The sequence below is a fragment of the Paenibacillus oryziterrae genome (genome assembly GCF_042610485.1).
GTDB lineage: Bacteria > Bacillota > Bacilli > Paenibacillales > Paenibacillaceae > Paenibacillus_AQ.
On record NZ_JBGJZO010000003.1, the window covers coordinates 198,423 to 214,793 of the forward strand.

18 protein-coding genes are annotated in these 16,371 nt (G+C 50.2%); 16 read left to right on the plus strand and 2 right to left on the minus strand.

Annotated elements, in window-relative coordinates:
• Positions 1–46: 46 nt before the first annotated feature.
• Entirely contained in the window at positions 47–916 is an 870-nt protein-coding gene (locus ACAN55_RS05605) for a YitT family protein (RefSeq protein WP_379129262.1), read from the minus strand.
• Positions 917–1,016: 100 nt separating this feature from the next.
• On the opposite strand from ACAN55_RS05605, the gene ACAN55_RS05610 reads away from it, so the two are divergent.
• From ACAN55_RS05610 to ACAN55_RS05645, 8 genes are read left to right on the plus strand one after another with little or no spacing between them, the layout of a single operon-like run.
• Entirely contained in the window at positions 1,017–1,346 is a 330-nt protein-coding gene (locus ACAN55_RS05610) for a nucleotide pyrophosphohydrolase (protein ID WP_379129264.1), read from the plus strand.
• Positions 1,347–1,403: 57 nt separating this feature from the next.
• The gene (locus ACAN55_RS05615) at positions 1,404–1,925 is read left to right on the plus strand and encodes a tetratricopeptide repeat protein (protein WP_379129267.1); all 522 of its coding nucleotides are present in this window, start codon (positions 1,404–1,406) and stop codon (positions 1,923–1,925) included.
• Between the two features lie 33 nt (positions 1,926–1,958).
• Positions 1,959–2,762 carry a 4-hydroxy-tetrahydrodipicolinate reductase gene (gene dapB / locus ACAN55_RS05620; RefSeq protein WP_379129269.1) on the plus strand — a complete coding sequence of 268 codons (804 nt, stop codon included), beginning with the start codon at positions 1,959–1,961 and terminating at the stop codon, positions 2,760–2,762.
• Positions 2,763–2,778: 16 nt separating this feature from the next.
• Positions 2,779–3,201, plus strand: coding sequence for a methylglyoxal synthase (mgsA, locus tag ACAN55_RS05625; protein ID WP_379129272.1), 423 nt, complete (start codon positions 2,779–2,781; stop codon positions 3,199–3,201).
• Positions 3,198–3,893 (plus strand): bacillithiol biosynthesis deacetylase BshB1, encoded by a 696-nt coding sequence (gene bshB1, locus ACAN55_RS05630; protein ID WP_379129275.1) that lies wholly within the window; start codon positions 3,198–3,200, stop codon positions 3,891–3,893. The genes mgsA and bshB1 overlap by 4 nt, the downstream gene beginning before the upstream one ends.
• Positions 3,894–3,921: 28 nt before the next feature.
• Positions 3,922–5,085, plus strand: coding sequence for an N-acetyl-alpha-D-glucosaminyl L-malate synthase BshA (bshA, locus tag ACAN55_RS05635; protein WP_379129277.1), 1,164 nt, complete (start codon positions 3,922–3,924; stop codon positions 5,083–5,085).
• Positions 5,086–5,095: 10 nt separating this feature from the next.
• On the plus strand, positions 5,096–6,574 hold the full coding sequence (locus tag ACAN55_RS05640) for a CCA tRNA nucleotidyltransferase (protein WP_379129279.1): 1,479 nt from the start codon (positions 5,096–5,098) through the stop codon (positions 6,572–6,574).
• Positions 6,561–7,361, plus strand: a complete 801-nt coding sequence (locus tag ACAN55_RS05645; protein ID WP_379129281.1) for a biotin--[acetyl-CoA-carboxylase] ligase — start codon at positions 6,561–6,563, stop codon at positions 7,359–7,361. The genes ACAN55_RS05640 and ACAN55_RS05645 overlap by 14 nt, the downstream gene beginning before the upstream one ends.
• A gap of 115 nt (positions 7,362–7,476) precedes the next feature.
• Here ACAN55_RS05645 and ACAN55_RS05650 read toward each other — a convergent pair whose 3' ends face one another.
• Entirely contained in the window at positions 7,477–7,623 is a 147-nt protein-coding gene (locus ACAN55_RS05650) for a hypothetical protein (protein ID WP_379129283.1), read from the minus strand.
• Positions 7,624–7,690: 67 nt separating this feature from the next.
• On the opposite strand from ACAN55_RS05650, the gene panB reads away from it, so the two are divergent.
• The 8 genes from panB to ACAN55_RS05690 all read left to right on the plus strand — a co-directional run bounded on the left by panB (position 7,691) and on the right by ACAN55_RS05690 (position 16,143).
• A complete protein-coding gene (gene panB, locus ACAN55_RS05655; RefSeq protein ID WP_379129285.1) occupies positions 7,691–8,557 on the plus strand; it encodes a 3-methyl-2-oxobutanoate hydroxymethyltransferase in 867 nt (288 codons plus the stop codon).
• A 1-nt stretch (position 8,558) separates the two neighbouring features.
• Positions 8,559–9,449 carry a pantoate--beta-alanine ligase gene (panC, locus tag ACAN55_RS05660; RefSeq protein WP_379129287.1) on the plus strand — a complete coding sequence of 297 codons (891 nt, stop codon included), beginning with the start codon at positions 8,559–8,561 and terminating at the stop codon, positions 9,447–9,449.
• Positions 9,442–9,825 (plus strand): aspartate 1-decarboxylase, encoded by a 384-nt coding sequence (gene panD, locus ACAN55_RS05665; RefSeq protein WP_379129289.1) that lies wholly within the window; start codon positions 9,442–9,444, stop codon positions 9,823–9,825. Before panC ends, panD begins: the two co-directional genes overlap by 8 nt.
• 124 nt (positions 9,826–9,949) lie before the next feature.
• Positions 9,950–10,591 (plus strand): tetratricopeptide repeat protein, encoded by a 642-nt coding sequence (locus ACAN55_RS05670; protein ID WP_379129291.1) that lies wholly within the window; start codon positions 9,950–9,952, stop codon positions 10,589–10,591.
• 118 nt (positions 10,592–10,709) lie between these two features.
• Positions 10,710–13,571 (plus strand): ATP-dependent DNA helicase DinG, encoded by a 2,862-nt coding sequence (gene dinG / locus ACAN55_RS05675; protein ID WP_379129293.1) that lies wholly within the window; start codon positions 10,710–10,712, stop codon positions 13,569–13,571.
• An 81-nt stretch (positions 13,572–13,652) separates the two neighbouring features.
• Positions 13,653–14,303: a redox-sensing transcriptional repressor Rex gene (locus ACAN55_RS05680; RefSeq protein ID WP_379129295.1), complete on the plus strand. Its 651-nt coding sequence runs from the start codon at positions 13,653–13,655 to the stop codon at positions 14,301–14,303.
• Positions 14,293–15,588 carry an amidohydrolase gene (locus ACAN55_RS05685; RefSeq protein WP_379129299.1) on the plus strand — a complete coding sequence of 432 codons (1,296 nt, stop codon included), beginning with the start codon at positions 14,293–14,295 and terminating at the stop codon, positions 15,586–15,588. Before ACAN55_RS05680 ends, ACAN55_RS05685 begins: the two co-directional genes overlap by 11 nt.
• A 36-nt stretch (positions 15,589–15,624) precedes the next feature.
• Positions 15,625–16,143 carry a cell wall elongation regulator TseB-like domain-containing protein gene (locus ACAN55_RS05690; RefSeq protein WP_379129302.1) on the plus strand — a complete coding sequence of 173 codons (519 nt, stop codon included), beginning with the start codon at positions 15,625–15,627 and terminating at the stop codon, positions 16,141–16,143.
• The last annotated feature ends 228 nt before the right edge of the window (positions 16,144–16,371 follow it).

Sequence of the window (16,371 nt, forward strand, 5' to 3'; positions counted from 1 at the left end):
AGATTTGCGGCTTTTGTATATTCGGCTGACAGTATCCATTTCGTTCCTAAGTTTCCTTAAAGCCTTCTCCGTGTACATCGTGAACATCACTGATAATCACAAAGGCCCGCGGATCCACGGATTTCACAAGCTGACTGAGCCTGCGAATCTCTTGTCTTGAAACTACGCAATACACCATATGCTTTGCCTGCTTGGAATAAGCGCCGATTGCAGGAATTAGAGTTACCCCGCGTTCAAGCTCTACTGTGATCAGATCAGCGATTGCCGGGGCGTGATCACTAATGATGGTAAAAGCTTTAGCGGCGTAAGCACCTTCTTGGATAAAGTCAATCACTCTTGATGAAATAAAGACAGCTACAAGAGTATACAAAATTTGTTCTTTCGGAATATACAGCAGTGAAGTGCCGATAATGACGATATCAATGGCAAGAATCACCTGGCCCATACTCCAGCCAAAGCTTCTGCCAAGGATTCTGGCGACGATATCCACTCCGCCTGTAGTTCCGCCAAAACGAAAAACAATCCCTAATCCCATCCCTAATGTGACGCCGGCATATAATGAAGCAAGAATAAAATCATGCTCTGTGCGGAAAGGCTCAATCCAGCCGGAATTGATCATCCATTCAAACAGCCACAGGAAGAAAGTCAATGAGCCGATACCAATACCTGTATATACGATTTGATGGGATCCAAGCATTTTCCAGCCCAAGAAAAACAATGGAAGATTAATGAGCAGGGTGGTCAGAAAGATCGGGATACTAAAGGCATAATTAAGCAGGATGGTTATCCCGGTAACCCCGCCTTCCATAAGCTGGTTCGGGATAATGAAGTACAGCAGACCGAAGGCATAAATTGCTGTGCCCAGCATAATGGGGGCTACTGTTTTGGAAATAGCGACGGCTTTGGATGAATTCATGGAATCCCTCATTTAAAAAAGATTTGTCTTCAAAACGTCTTTACGATAACATAGGGGCAAACAGAAGGCAAGATGCTGCTAGGAGGAGGATCAGTATTATATGGAAAAAAGCTTAACTGAAATCCAGCGTGAAGTAGACGCTTATATATCCCAATTCAAAGAAGGCTATTTCAGCCCCTTATCTATGCTGGCCCGGATGTCCGAGGAAGTCGGTGAGCTTGCCCGCGAGGTTAATCACCAGTTTGGCGAGAAACCTAAGCGGAAAGATGAAGCTGAAAATTCCATCGAGCTGGAGCTTGGTGATATACTGTTTATTACGATTTGTTTCGCCAATTCACTGGGTATTGATCTTACCGAAGCCCATAATAAAGTGATGCATAAATTTAACACCAGAGATGCTGAGCGATGGACGAAAATTAACACCGATTAGGCAGTTATTACATATGCTGTACCAAACGATCGGCGTTTAGCCGTGAGGATGGTGCATATGAGTCCAGAAGATTATGTTAGACAGGCATATCGTGCGATATTGCGCAGTGACTTCGCCGAAGCGATTGTCTGCTTTGAGGCAGCGATCTCCGAAAGTCCCAGTGATGCAGAGGTTCGGTACCGCTGCTCGATTACCTACGGGCGAAATGGCCGGCTGGATAAAGCTATTGAACACGCTCTTGCCGCAGTAACACTGGACGGGGGCAAGCCCGAATACAAACTGCATTTGCAGCATTTGCAGGCTTTGGCGCTTGTGCAGGAAGCTAAAGGGCTGCTGGAGGCAGAGGAGAAAGCTGATAGGAATCCATACCGTCCTATTACTTTGCTCAAAGAAGCGATCAGCTTAGATCCGCTGAATGGCGATGCCTATGTATGGCTGGCATTGGCGCATAGCCGGATGAATGAGCATCTGCAGGCTATCTCCGCATTAAAAGAAGTAATTCTACTGCATCCGGATGATGCCGGCTTGCAGCAGATGATGAAGGATCTTCAGAAATCTTTGAAAAAATATATGAAGTAGCTATAGAAATCAGAGAAAGCGGGGTTGATGGATATGAGTAGCAGAATCAGAGTTATTGTGGCTGGAGCCGGCGGTAGAATGGGGAAAGAAGTCGTAAAGCTGGTGCTTCAGGATGAAGAGCTGGAACTGGCGGCAGCGGTGGATCGCAGTTCCCAGGGTCTGGATGCTGGACAGCTTGTAGGCCTGGAGGTTTCGGGCATCGAGGTCTCCCCGGATCTGGAATCGGTCCTTGAATCCGTTACTGCAGATGTTCTGGTGGACTTCACAACACCACAATCCGCTTATGCTAATACTGCACTTGCTATTAAATATGGAGTTCGTCCGGTGATTGGAACCACAGGGTTCACACCGCAGCAGATAAGTGAATTGGACGAGCAGTGCAAGGAGCAGGGAATTGGCGGTTTGATCGCTCCAAACTTCTCTATCGGTGCTATTCTGATGATGAAATTCGCAGCACAGGCTGCTAAATATTTTCCTCACTTGGAAATTATCGAATACCATGGCGACCAGAAGCTGGATGCGCCCTCAGGAACGGCGATTAAGACTGCTGAAATGATCTCAGAGGCCAGAGCAGAGCTCCGTCAAGGCAATCCGAAAGAAGAAGAGGTAATTGAGGGAGCCCGGGGCGCCTATTACAACGGATTCCGTATTCACAGTGTGCGCTTGCCAGGTGTTTTTGCCCAGGAAGAAGTGGTATTCGGAGGTTTTGGTCAGACACTGAAGATCAGACATGATTCCTATGAACGCGCTGGTTATATGCCTGGCGTCAAAATGGGAGTGCAGAAGGTCATGGAGTATACCGGCATGATCTATGGGTTTGATCATTTTATCGATTAGACGGGAGAGAAAAAATATGATGAAGATAGCTTTTATTGCCCATGACCGCAAAAAGGATGAAATGGTTAATTTCGTGATCGCCTATGAGCACGTATTTGAGGGGCATCAGATGTATTCTACAGGCACAACCGGCCAGCGGATTATGGATGCAACGAACCTTAAAATCAACAGATTTATGTCCGGACCTCTTGGTGGCGACCAGCAGATTGGCGCTTTGGTTGCACAGGACGAGCTGGATCTGATTATCTTTTTGCGCGATCCGCTGATGGCGCAGCCGCATGAACCCGATATTACGGCGCTGCTACGTCTTTGCGATGTGTATGGTATTCCGGTGGCAACGAATATTGCAACTGCTGAAATTCTGGTCAAAGCCATTGACCGGGGAGATTTCGGCTGGCGTGATCTGGTACATAAATACAAACCGGGTATAGAGGAATGAAGCTCGATATTCTTGTCTTTGGCGCTCATGCGGATGACGCGGAGATTGGAATGGCAGGGACCATTGCCAAGCATTCCGCTTCGGGCTATAAGGTTGGCATCTGCGATTTGACTGCGGCAGAAATGTCATCTAACGGTACAGTAGAAGGACGTAAGGAAGAAGCGCGTTTGGCGGCTGAAGTGCTGGGTGTCGCCATGCGCAGCAATCTGGGTCTGCCTGACCGCGGGTTGTATCTGACAGAACAGCATTTAGCGGCAGTAACAGCTGAAATTCGTAAGGCTGCTCCTGCTATAGTGTTTGCTCCTTATTGGGAAGACCGCCATCCTGACCATATCGCTTGCAGTAAGCTTGTGGAGGAGGCTGTATTTAATGCGAAGCTCCGCAAATATATGCCTGAGCTTCCGGCGATTCCTGCGCCCCAGCTTTATTTCTATTTTATCAATGACCTGGGTCGTACAGATTTGATTGTTGATGTTTCACAGTATTATGATATCAAGGAAAAGTCGCTGCTCTGTTATCGTTCGCAATTCCAGAAATCTCCTGGGGAGGATTTCGTTTCGACACCGCTGAATGACGGCTACATCGAACGTGTCCGTGCCAGAGACAGTTTATTGGGACAACGGAAGCTTATTCCATACGCAGAAGGCTTCGCGACGAAACTTCCTCATGTCGTAGATCTGTTTAAGAACTAATCATAAGTTATAGAAAGGGACGGAGTTCATGGACCGGTTATTAAAAATAGGCATTACCTGTTATCCGTCTCTGGGCGGTTCGGGCGTGGTTGCGACTGAACTGGGCAAGCTGCTGGCCGAGAAAGGCCACGAAGTTCATTTTATTACCCATAGTGTCCCGTTCCGGCTTGGAACGTTTCAGAAGAATATATTTTATCATGAGGTTGAGGTTAACGATTACTATGTGTTCCGTTATCCGCCTTATGACCTGGCTCTCGCAACCAAAATGGCTCAGGTTGCCAAGATGCAGAAGCTGGATCTGCTTCATGTGCATTATGCTGTTCCACATGCGGTATGCGCATTTCTGGCGAAACAGATGCTGGGGAACGAGATGAAGGTTGTCACGACTCTGCACGGTACTGATATTACCGTACTCGGCCAGGATGAATCGCTGAAGGACCTGATCCGCCTCGGAATAAATGAAAGTGATGCAGTGACGGCGGTATCGGAGGATCTAATTCAGGAGACACGCCGTGTACTGGATATTACACGGGATATTGACTTAACCTATAACTTTGTCGACAAACGTGTGTATTATCCCCGTGAGGTTGCAGATCTTCGTGAGGATTTCGCTTCGCCTGACGAGAAAATTCTGATGCATATCTCCAATTTCCGCCCGGTCAAACGGGTGGGTGATGTGGTGGATATTTTCGCTAAAGTTAGTGCCAAGGTTCCTTCCCGCCTCCTGCTTGTTGGTGAGGGTCCGGAGCTGCCTAAGATCCAGGCGAAGATTAATGAGCTGGGACTGGATGAGAAAGTACGCTTTCTCGGCAAACAGGATGAAATTGCCCAGGTGATCTCCATGGCGGATCTGCTGCTGCTTCCTTCGGAGAAGGAGAGCTTTGGACTGGTCGCTCTTGAAGCGATGGCCTGTGGTGTACCGACCATTGGTTCGAATACCGGGGGCATACCTGAACTTATCCGTCATGGCGAGACCGGATTTCTTGCTCCGGTTGGCGATACAGCAGTAATGGCTGAATATGCTGTTCAATTACTGACTGATGAGGCAATGACAGAGCAGTTCCGCAAAGCCTGCCTGCAGCGCGCCTGTGAGGATTTCAACCGTGATAAAATAACAGGCCAGTATGAGGATATTTATTACCGTGTGCTGGGCCGCAAACTCTCGGGAATGAATGCTGTACGGTGCAGATAAGGAGTTAAATATGGAATGGACAATGGCACATCCCGGAATGGCTGAAGCCGCTGGCAAGGTGATTGCCAAACTGATAGACAACGGATATGAGGCTTATTGGGTTGGGGGCTGTATCCGGGACGAGCTACTCCGCCGGCCTGTACATGATATGGATATTGCCACTTCTGCTGTGCCGGAGCAGGTTATGACGCTGTTTCCGAGATGTATACCTACAGGACTGCAGCACGGGACAATTACGGTGCTGCAGGACGGTGAGAACTTCGAGGTCACGACATACCGGACTGAAAGCGGATATGCGGATTACCGCAGGCCGGAACAGGTTGTGTATGTTACGGATATGAAGGAGGATCTTCGGAGGCGTGACTTCACGATCAATGCAATGGCCCGCAGCATAGCTGGCGGGCTGATTGACCCTTTCGAAGGTGCGGATGATCTGGGCCGCCGAGTCATACGCTGCGTCGGTGATGCGGAAGAGCGATTTGAAGAAGATGCGCTGCGTATGCTCCGCTGTGTCAGATTCGCTTCGGTTCTTGATTTCTCCATCGCCAAGAATACGTGGCGCGGACTGCTTCGCCAGCGGGACAAACTGGCGTATATCGCCGTGGAGCGGCTCCGCGCAGAGCTGGAGCGCATCGTGGAAGGGCCGCATCCTAGGCGCGGCCTGGGGCTGCTTGTCCGCAGCGGGCTGCTGCCGCGCGGTAAGGCCCCGTTCCCCTGGACCGGAGACGACCTGGCGGCAGCAGCCGCCTTGTCGTCCGGGATCGGGGAACTGGAGAGCGCCCGCCTGCGGTGGGCGCTGCTCCTGCATGCCCTGGGGCAGTCGGCCGTAGAGGCCGATGAGCTGCTGCGGGCATGGACGTTCTCCGGGGCGACGCGGTCCGCCGTCGCCGGGGTGCTGCGGGTCCGCGACGCGTGGACCGCTGCCCTGGACGAAGTGCCGCCGGGTTCCCCGGGCGGCACGGAGAAGCTGCGGCGGCGCTGGATCGCCGCCGTGCTGGCGCATGGCACGGAAGCCGCCTGCGGGTGGCTTGCGCTGCTTGCTCAGCTGCCTGCGGGCGCTCCAGGTCAGCCTGGAGCAAGTGTATCGGCTTACAGTCCCGATGCACCCGATGCACCCGGCATTGATGCCGTTAAACCGGCCCCTACACCCGTTGCATCCGGCCTAGATGCCGATACACCGGCCCGTACACCCGGTGAACCCGACATTGATACCGTTGCACTGGCCTGTACACCTGATGCTGATACACCAGTATCGGAGAACCTCCTGTCGCTGGCACACAAGTGGATGGAGCAGATGCCTGTGAACTCTTTGGCGGACCTTGCCGTAGACGGGAAGGAATTGACGAAATCTTTAGACAGGCGTCCAGGCCCATGGCTTGGCGCCTTACTACACGAACTGCTGCTGGCAGTAGCAGCCGGTGATATTATTAACGACAGGCAATTATTGCTGGAGGAAGCAAAAAGGATGGTTGGACATGAGCAACTTTGATACCCGATACTCTTTCGGTCTGGATCGCGGAACATCCGCTTACGGCTGGAATGGTCAGGTGCAGCATCTGGAGACTACCCTGTCCACCCAGGAAGAGGCTAAGAAATTGGCGGAGAGCGGCGCTCCTGAAGGGACGGCGGTAATCGCTGAAGAACAGACAGGTGGCCGAGGCAGAATGGGCCGGAAATGGCATTCCCCCAAAGGCAAAGGGATTTGGATGAGTGTGGTTCTGCGCCCGAAGCTCCCGCTCATAGCGACCCCGCAGCTTACATTGCTGGCGGGCGTTGCGGTATGCCGGGCCATCCGCAAGGGAACCGGCGTGGAAGCAGGGATTAAGTGGCCGAATGATCTGCTGGTGGCAGGTCGTAAGGTATGCGGGATTCTACTCGAATCCAGCTTAAGCGAAGGTCAATTGCAGTACTGTATTGCAGGTATCGGAATCGACGCTAACTTGACCGAGAACGATTATCCGGACGGGTTGAAAGAAATCGCAACCTCTCTTCTGATTGAACGTGCGGGTGTTCCAGTGGACCGGATGGAGCTTGCCGGGCTCGTTCTCGCGGAGCTGCAGTCATTATATGAGCTTTATCTGGACGAAGGCTTCAGTCCCATCGGAAAGCTGTGGGAAGCCTTATCTGTGACGCTTGGCCGTCAGATCGGGTTAAATACGGCACAAGGACGCAGAGAAGGTACAGCGGTAGGACTGGATGATGAAGGCGGCCTGCTGCTTAAGGATAATCAGGAACAACTATTCAGCGTGTGTTCAGGAGAAATCGAAATGATCTAAGCTATGGCAAGGGTATCATCCCTTGTCATATTTTTGACGTGTATTTCTATTTGAGATTTGGTATACTATGGCTAGAGGTGGTATCCTTTTATTCGAACTGCACTCTTTGGCTGAACTACATCAGGATGAACAGGATTTTGGAATTGCCTTCATAACTGTAATGACGGTTACGTTGGATTCTGCTCTGAGCCGTAAGGACCGAGACAGAAGGGACGATCGCGAGTGACTCTTCTACTGCCCTTCGGACCTTTTTAGCGGACATGCTAAAGGGTTTTTTAGTTTGCACGGATATGGCTATCATCCTTATTCGAAAAGGGGAATGAAGAGAAATGGCTGAGAAACAGGCTTTAAACATTGTGAGGATGAAAAAAATGAAGCAGGACGGCGTACCTCTGAGCATGCTGACTGCATATGATTACCCTTCGGCCCGTCTAGCTGAGGAAGCGGGGATTGACCTCATTCTTGTTGGGGACTCGCTGGGCAATGTGGTGCTTGGATATGATTCCACACTGCCGGTTACGATTGAAGACATGGTATACCACACACGTGCAGTAACACGTGGGGCGGAGCATACCTTTATCGTCGCGGATATGCCTTTTATGACCTATCACGGCGGAATAGATGAGACTCTGCGCAGTGTGCGGAGATTAATGCAGGAAGGCCGTGCCCATGCCGTGAAGATGGAAGGGGGTCTGGAAATCTGCGGAACAGTGGCTTCGGTGGTTGCTGCCGGTGTGCCAGTACTCGGTCATATCGGACTTACGCCACAATCCGTGAATATGATCGGCGGTTACCGGGTTCAGGGCAAGGATGCCAAGGATGCGCAGCGGTTAATGGATGAGGCTAAGGCTCTGGAGGCAGCTGGCGCGTTTGGCGTCGTTCTGGAACTGGTTACGGAGGAAGTTGCAGCTGCTATATCCCGTGAGCTCAGCATTCCTACCATCGGAATCGGTGCCGGACGCAACTGCGACGGGCAGGTGCTCGTCTTCCACGATCTGCTCCGTTATACTCCGGCTTACCGGGAGAAGCGTTTCGTCAAGACATATGCAGACATCGGTAGCTTGATCCGCGAAGGGATCAGCGGATATGTGCAAGACGTGAAGCAGCGCGCTTTTCCGGATGAAAGCCATGTGTTCTCCGCAGATGAGAGTGTTCTTGAATCTTTATACGGCCACGCCGGCAAAGGAGTGAAGTAAGATGAGAGTAGTTAGAACAATAGAACAGCTTCGCGAAGCGATTGAATATATGCGGGACGGGGGTCACGGCCCTATCGGACTTGTACCGACAATGGGGTATTTGCATGAGGGACATGCAAGCCTGCTGAGACGTGCCGGGGAAATGTGCGGAACGGTCGTTATGAGTATTTTTGTTAATCCGCTCCAGTTTGGCCCTAACGAGGATTTTGCTTCGTATCCGCGTGATGAACAACGTGATTTGGAACTTGCAGAACGTGAAGGCGCGGATATCGTCTTTATTCCTTCGGTAGAGGTAATGTACCCGACGCCAACCCGTACCAAGGTAATGGTATCCGGACTGACTACACAGCTGTGCGGAGCATCCCGTCCCGGACATTTTGACGGCGTGACTACGGTTGTCAATAAGCTGTTCAACATGGTTCAGCCGGATTATGCCTTCTTTGGTTTGAAGGATGCCCAGCAGGTTGCGGTATTGCGCCAGATGGTTGCCGATCTGAACATGAACGTTACCATTATTGCCTGCCCGATCGTCCGTGAAGAGGATGGTCTTGCGCTGAGCTCCCGGAATGTCTATCTGTCCGAAGAGGAGCGTCGTCAGGCTCTGGTATTGTCCCGTTCCCTGCGGGAAGCTCGTGCAGCGGTTGATGAAGGCCGGGCGACAACGGTTCTGGAAGTTAAAGAGATATTGTCTTCAATTATTGCCGAGTCGCCGCTTGCTGTTATTGATTATGCTGAAGTATTGACCTTCTCGGGTCTCGAATCTTTGGATTCGGCAGCATACCTGGCACAAACGGGCGGAGAGGTTATCATGGCACTGGCTGTTAAGTTTGGCAGAACACGTCTGATCGATAACGTCGTATTTATTCCTAAGGAGGTACCAGCCCTTGTTTAGACAAATGATGAAGTCCAAAATACACCGGGCAACCGTGACGGAAGCCAACTTGAACTACGTGGGAAGTATCACCATTGACGAAGATTTGATGGAAGCCGCGGATCTGTTGGAGAATGAGAAGGTGCAGATTGTCGATAATAACAACGGCTCACGTCTGGAAACTTACGTCATTCCTGGACCACGCGGCAGCGGCGTCATTTGTCTGAATGGTGCTGCAGCCCGGATGGTACATCCGGGGGATACCGTAATTATTATCTCTTATGCGATGTTGTCGCAGGAAGAGCTGGCAAACCATAAGCCAACTGTAGTTTTTGTAGACGACAACAACAAGGCTGTCAAACTGGCGGACCATGAAATACACGCGACGATAGCATAATTTACCAAGAATACAGATTAACCGGGTCATGTAATCAATGGAAGGGATGAAAGAGCCGCTCCCGGCAAAAAATGAAGTCAGGCAAGTCGATCTGATTTCATTATCAGTGAGGGTGGGATGTCCCATGTTTCAACATTTATTTGCTGAAATGAACGAGATGCTTCAGGAAATCATCCTTGATTACCCTACAGCGGAAGGCGCCCGCCGGGAAGATCTTCTGGGCAAATACCACATGCTTCGCCGGTTAAGCGATGACGTTATGGATGAATGGCTGGTTTTCGCAGAGAAGATGGGCAACTTTAGCTTGACGGCGGATTTATCTGTGGATCATGATGATATTTCAGTCCGCCGGGAAGCCCCGGAGCTTGCGATGGAATCCTTCGCCCGGGGTCAAGGGTATTACAAGCTGCTAATGTATGCCAAATGCGTCGAGCAGTTCAACAATGTTATTTCAGCATATCCCGACAGTTTGTCCGGCCGGCTATATTTAGCTATGTCCCATCTATACCTGGGACAAAATGAGTCGACGTGGCAACATCTGGAGCATATGCTGCGTCTTGTTCGAAATAGGCAACTTATGGCCCTGATCTATAATGTCATGGGCTGCATCAGGGCTTCTGAGGAACGATATGCCGAGGCCCGTGAATTGTTTAGTTTAGCACTCCAGCATGATCCTCAACTGCCGGAGCCGAAGGTGAATCTGGAGGTCTGCCACCGCAAGGGAGGCGTCCTTCAGTATGGAAGCCAGCTTGTTTCGCTTTTGTAATCATAAGCCGTTATAATCCAAGCGATGCATCCACTGTACAAGTCGGTGTGCATCGCCTTTTTTCGTAACTTCTGTTATGCTGATAAGGAGTCTCAAGTGAAAGGGAATAGAACTTACAATGAAATTTGCCGTGCTTGATTTTGAAACGACGGGAACCCAATCTGTGGGTGAAATCATACAGGTTGGCCTTGCCATTATAGAAGAAGACCTGTCCATCTCCCGTGTATACGGTTCCTATGTCAAGCCCGGAACACCGATTCCTCCTTTTATTACGGGCCTGACGGGTATAACGGACAGCGATGTGCAGGATGCGCCTGAGCTGGAAGAAATGATGATGGAGCTGGTTCCGTTATTGGATGATGTTGTGCTCGTAGGACACAACGTCTCTTTTGATTTTCATTTTTTGCAGAATGCCTTGGACCGGTGCGGATATTTGCCTTTCCAGGGTCGTATTCTCGATACAATTGATTTTCTGAAGATTAGCTTTCCCTCGCTGACGACCTATCAGCTTGGAGCCGTAAGTAATCATTTCGGGATCACACATGAACGTCCTCATCAGGCGGACAGCGATGCACTTGCTACAGCTCTAGTGCTGCTGAAGTGTCTGGAGGAACTGTACAGCCTTCCGCTGCTAACCATTCAGCGGCTCGCAGAGCTGTTCGCGGATGGAGATGGGGACCTCGGATGGTATTTTGACGGTCTGCTTCGTGAACGGGAGATGGAGGCCTTTCAGCCCGAAGGTGAGCTGACCTTCTACCGGCAGCTTGCGCTTCAAGTGGGAGACTGGTCTGAACTGACACCTCCCCGCGAAGATATCGGCAGCAATCCGTTGGATAACTTGTCCTTCACCGATTATTTGGCTGAAGTGACCCGGCGCCTGAAAGAAACGCTTCCGCACTATGAAAGCCGGGAAGCTCAGGAAATTATGTTCGGTGAGGTAATGACGGCGCTCGAAGAAGAGAAACATCTATTAATCGAAGCCGGTACCGGAACCGGCAAATCTCTGGGTTATCTGCTTCCGGCGATTTATCAGAGTGTCAAAACGGAGCAGAAGGTCATGGTCAGCACGCATACGATCAATCTCCAGGATCAGTTACGCGAGAGAGATATTCCGCTGCTGACACAAGTAGTACCCTTCCCGTTCAAGGCGGCGATTTTTAAAGGCAGAGGCCATTATTTGTGTCTGCGCAAATTTGAACATAAAATAAACCGGAAAGACTTTGTAAGTCCAAGAGAAGATGTTCTTACGGCAGCGCAAATGATCGTCTGGCTCACACAGACGGAGTCGGGTGATGACGAAGAGTTAAATATGGGTAACCGTGGCGGTGATTTCTGGGAGTCTGTAGCTAGTGATACTGATTCCTGTCTTGGCCGTTCCTGCCCTTGGTTCCGCAAGTGTTATTATCACCGGGCGAAACATTCCGCTGGAATTGCGGACGTTGTGGTTACGAATCATTCCAAATTGTTCGCAGATGTGAAGGCGGGCCATCAATTGCTGCCAGCTTACGAGCACCTGGTCATTGATGAGGCCCATCACCTGGAGGATGTAGCAGGTAAGCATTTGGGTATGCACATGAAGCATTTTACGGTTACGCACACACTCTCCCGTCTCTTTAAAGACAGCCGCAATGGGCAGCTTCCTGTACTCCGGCAGCAGCTTCAAACTGCGGGAAGTGAACAGGCAGGAGAATGGAGTGCGATTATCGACCGCATATATACGGATCTGATCACCGTGAAAGAGACCTGGGATGCCCTGAGCGAGAAGCTTTTTAGTCTTCTTCCGGATCGAAGCGATGCCGGAGCGGGTGAAGCGGGTCAATTGATTCTGCGCCTGCTTCCTGGTAAAAAGCCCGCCAATTGGGCAGAGCTTGCCGCGCTTGAGAATGGTATGGTTACCACACTCAGCGATGTTCTGCGGAATGGCGAACGAATGCTGAATGAAATGAAGGATCAGGATGGCCAGTCCTCTTCCGACAGCCTGATAACGGATATTGGCGGCTTATTTAAAGACTTGGCAGCCATTAGGGATCAAGTGCGGTTTTTTATGGGCTTGAACGATGAAAGTGTAGTATATTGGCTGGAAGCGAACGGAAATTACCGCAGCAAGTCGCTGCAGATCTATGCAGTTCCCGTAGACGTCAGCTCCCAGCTAAAGGAATTATTTTTTGATAAGAAAAAGAGTATTGTTCTGACCTCGGCCACACTATCTGTTGATAAATCTTTTCAATTTATGATCGATAACCTGGGTCTGAATGAAGCTGCGGAAGAAGGCCGCCTTATGACGGTTCAGCTTCCCTCGCCGTTTCATTACCGGGAGCAAGCGTTATTAGTAATCCCAAGAGACTTCCCAAGTGTAAAAGGCAGTATTGGTGATGCACGCTTTGTTGATACACTGGTGCAATCGCTCGCAGAAGCTGCGGTAACCACGAAGGGAAGAATGCTGGTGTTGTTCACCTCGTACCGTATGCTCCGGCAGGTGTATGATCCTTTGAAGGAAGCGTTGTCTCTGCAGGACATCACCGTGCTGGGACAGGGCGTGGAAGGGGGAAGCAGAAGCAAGCTGATCCGCCGTTTTCAAGACAGCAGTGCTTCCGTACTTCTGGGTACCAGCAGCTTCTGGGAGGGAGTCGATATCCCCGGGGAAGCACTGACGTGTCTCGCGATTGTCAGACTGCCGTTTCAACCGCCTAACCATCCGCTTGCAGAGGCGAAATCGGAACTGCTGCAGGCACAGAAGAAGAATCCATTTATGAAGCTGTCGGTTCCGCAGGCGGTCATACGCTTTAAGCAGGGTTTTGGCCGTCTCGTGAGAACTGCGAAAGACCGGGGGATTGTAATTGTGTATGATACCCGGGTAATTGAGTCTTATTACGGTAAGTATTTCCTTTATTCCTTGCCAGGACCTAAAATGGAACATATGCGGACTGACCAGATGGTCCCGCGTATTGCCGAATGGCTGGAGGAGGGGGGCGTCTCCTAAACGCCCGATTTACACAATAAAATTACTCGCGGAACTTGAATCTCCGTTTATGCAGAATATAACCTTATAGGAGGAGAAAATATGAAATCGGATAAAATATCGGAGGCTGTTGTCCGCAGGTTGCCAATCTACCTGCGTTTTCTTAACGATCTCCACAAACGTGAAATCGCAACCGTCTCTTCTCAGGAGCTTGGACAAAAGCTGGATCTTAATCCAGCGCAAATCCGTAAGGATTTAGCCTATTTCGGTGATTTCGGAAGAAAAGGCATTGGTTATGATGTCAGCTACCTTATTGAAAAAATTCGGCATATCCTCAAGCTGGACCAGCAAATCAACGTGGCATTGGTTGGAGCCGGTAATCTGGGGCATGCGTTATCTAACTATAATGCCTATTTGAAGGACACCATGAAAATTACAGCAGTGTTCGATTCCTACGAGCCGAAGATTGGCGAGAAGATTAATAATTTGACTGTACAGCCAATGGAAGAACTGGGAAGTACCATACGTGCGCAAGGCATACGGATTGGTATTATCACTGTTCCTGAATCAGAGGCGCAGAATGTGGCGGATATCCTCGTGGATTCAGGCATTGAAGCTATTCTGAACTTCGCACCTGTTATTCTGAAGACCCCAGCGTCTATCCGGATTCATGCAGCAGATTTCACTACAGATTTGCAGAGCTTGGCTTATTATTTACAAGATGGAAAGGAAGAAGTTGAACATGGCGAATAAAACCTTTATCCGGAACGGAAGATTTACGGTTCCCGGAACAGACAAACCTGTCCTAAGCGGATATATGATTATAGAAAATGATCTGATCACTTACATAGGCGAAGAAGAACCTGATCATGAAGGTGCTGAAGTAGTAGACGGTAGCCGCCTGCTCTTTATGCCGGGCCTGGTAAATACACATGGACATGCAGCAATGTCATTGCTGAGAGGCTATGGGGACGATCTTGCATTGCAGGTATGGCTGCAGGAGAAAATGTGGCCGATGGAAGAAAAATTTACGGGTGACGATGTGTATTGGGGATCTTCATTGTCGATCTTAGAGATGCTTAAAGGCGGGACTACGACATTCCTCGATATGTATGACCATATGGATCGTGTCGCGGAAGCGGTCTCAACATCCGGAATCCGTGCCGTTCTGATGCGCGGTGTAATCGGACTCTGCCCTGAGGATGTACAGAACCACAAGCTAGCGGAAGCTATCGAGTTCGCCCGTACCTGGCATGGCAAAGCAGATGGCCGGATCACGTCGATGATTTCGCCACATGCACCATATACCTGCCCTCCGGAATTTTTCGTGAAATTTGTTCAGGCTGCTCATGATCTGGACCTCCCGATGCATACCCACATGTCGGAGACCCGTCGTGAAGTCGAGCAGAACGTGGCAGACTATGGCCTGCGTCCCGTAGCTCACCTGGAGAGCCTTGGCATGTTCACTCGCCCATCACTGGTAGCGCATGGTGTTCACCTCGAAGATGAGGAGATTGAAATTCTCGCCCGTTACAAGGTGGGAGTGTCCCACAATCCCGGCAGCAACCTGAAGCTTGCAAGCGGCATTGCGCGTGTAACCGACTTGCTTCGTGCAGGTGTGCCTGTATCGCTTGGAACGGATGGAGCGGCAAGCAACAATAACCTGGACATGTTCGAGGAAATGCGCCTGGCTGCGTTGATTCATAAAGGAATTAGCGGTGATCCTACCGCTGTCCCTGCTCCGCAGGCATTGCAGCTTGCTACCGAGTATGGCGCGAGTTCGCTTTTCTTGAACAATGTGGGAAGACTTGCTCCCGGAATGAAAGCTGACTTTATAGCAATTGATATTGATCAGCCCCATCTGCTTCCGCATACCGATCTGCTGTCTCATGCGGTATATTCAGCAAGTGCAAAGGATGTTGCGCATGTGTGGGTGAACGGCCGCCAGGTTGTGAAGAACGGTGCTTGCCTGACTCTTGATGAGGAAATGATCCGCCGGAAAGCCCAGGAATCGTTCGAGGGCCTGCTGAAGCGGTAAGATACGTGTAATTTTAACGAGAAAGGAAGCTGAACCTTGAGGAAGAGGAGAAAATGGATCCTGCTGGGGTTTGGCGTGGCGCTGCTCCTTCTGTTTGTACTAAGCCGTTTCTATGCCTTCATTATGGATGACCAATGGGAGGAGCAGAGCCTAGCGATGAAAGCCGCCTACAGCTTGACGGATCTGACTGAGGTCGATAAGGTGCAAAAATCCGTTTGGGATGAGAACTCGATCTTTTGGGTGCTGACAGGCAAGGACAAGGCAGGGACGGGCATGATGGTCTGGGTCCGCTTTACTGTCGATGGCAAGGTAGCTGAAGGGAACGGTGCGGTATATGGAATGCCGGTAAGCAGCGGTACCTCGGAGAAAAAGATTAGATCAATTATTGCACAAGATCTTCCCGGAATATCCATTGAACGACTGCTGCCGGGAGCCTATAACGGTGAGTACGCATGGCAGCTTTTTTATAAAAAGGGCGGCCGCTATTATTACCGCTTCTATCGTTTCTCAGATGGAACATCTATCGGTGACGGATACAAGCTGCCTAACCGATAGATAATGATGTGGTTTCGGGTGTATACGCTAAGTATATACTTGGGAGAATATATTTCGGGTTTGGACGACATGTTTTTTATGATTATGATACAGAAAAAAGACCGAATCGCTAACGATTCGGTCTTTTTTGTCGATATAAAGGTAAAGTTGGCCGGAGAAGGCAGAAATTAGTTGTAAAAATTTTAAATAAATTCACACTTTCTTTTCTTCTAGTATATATAGCTGTGA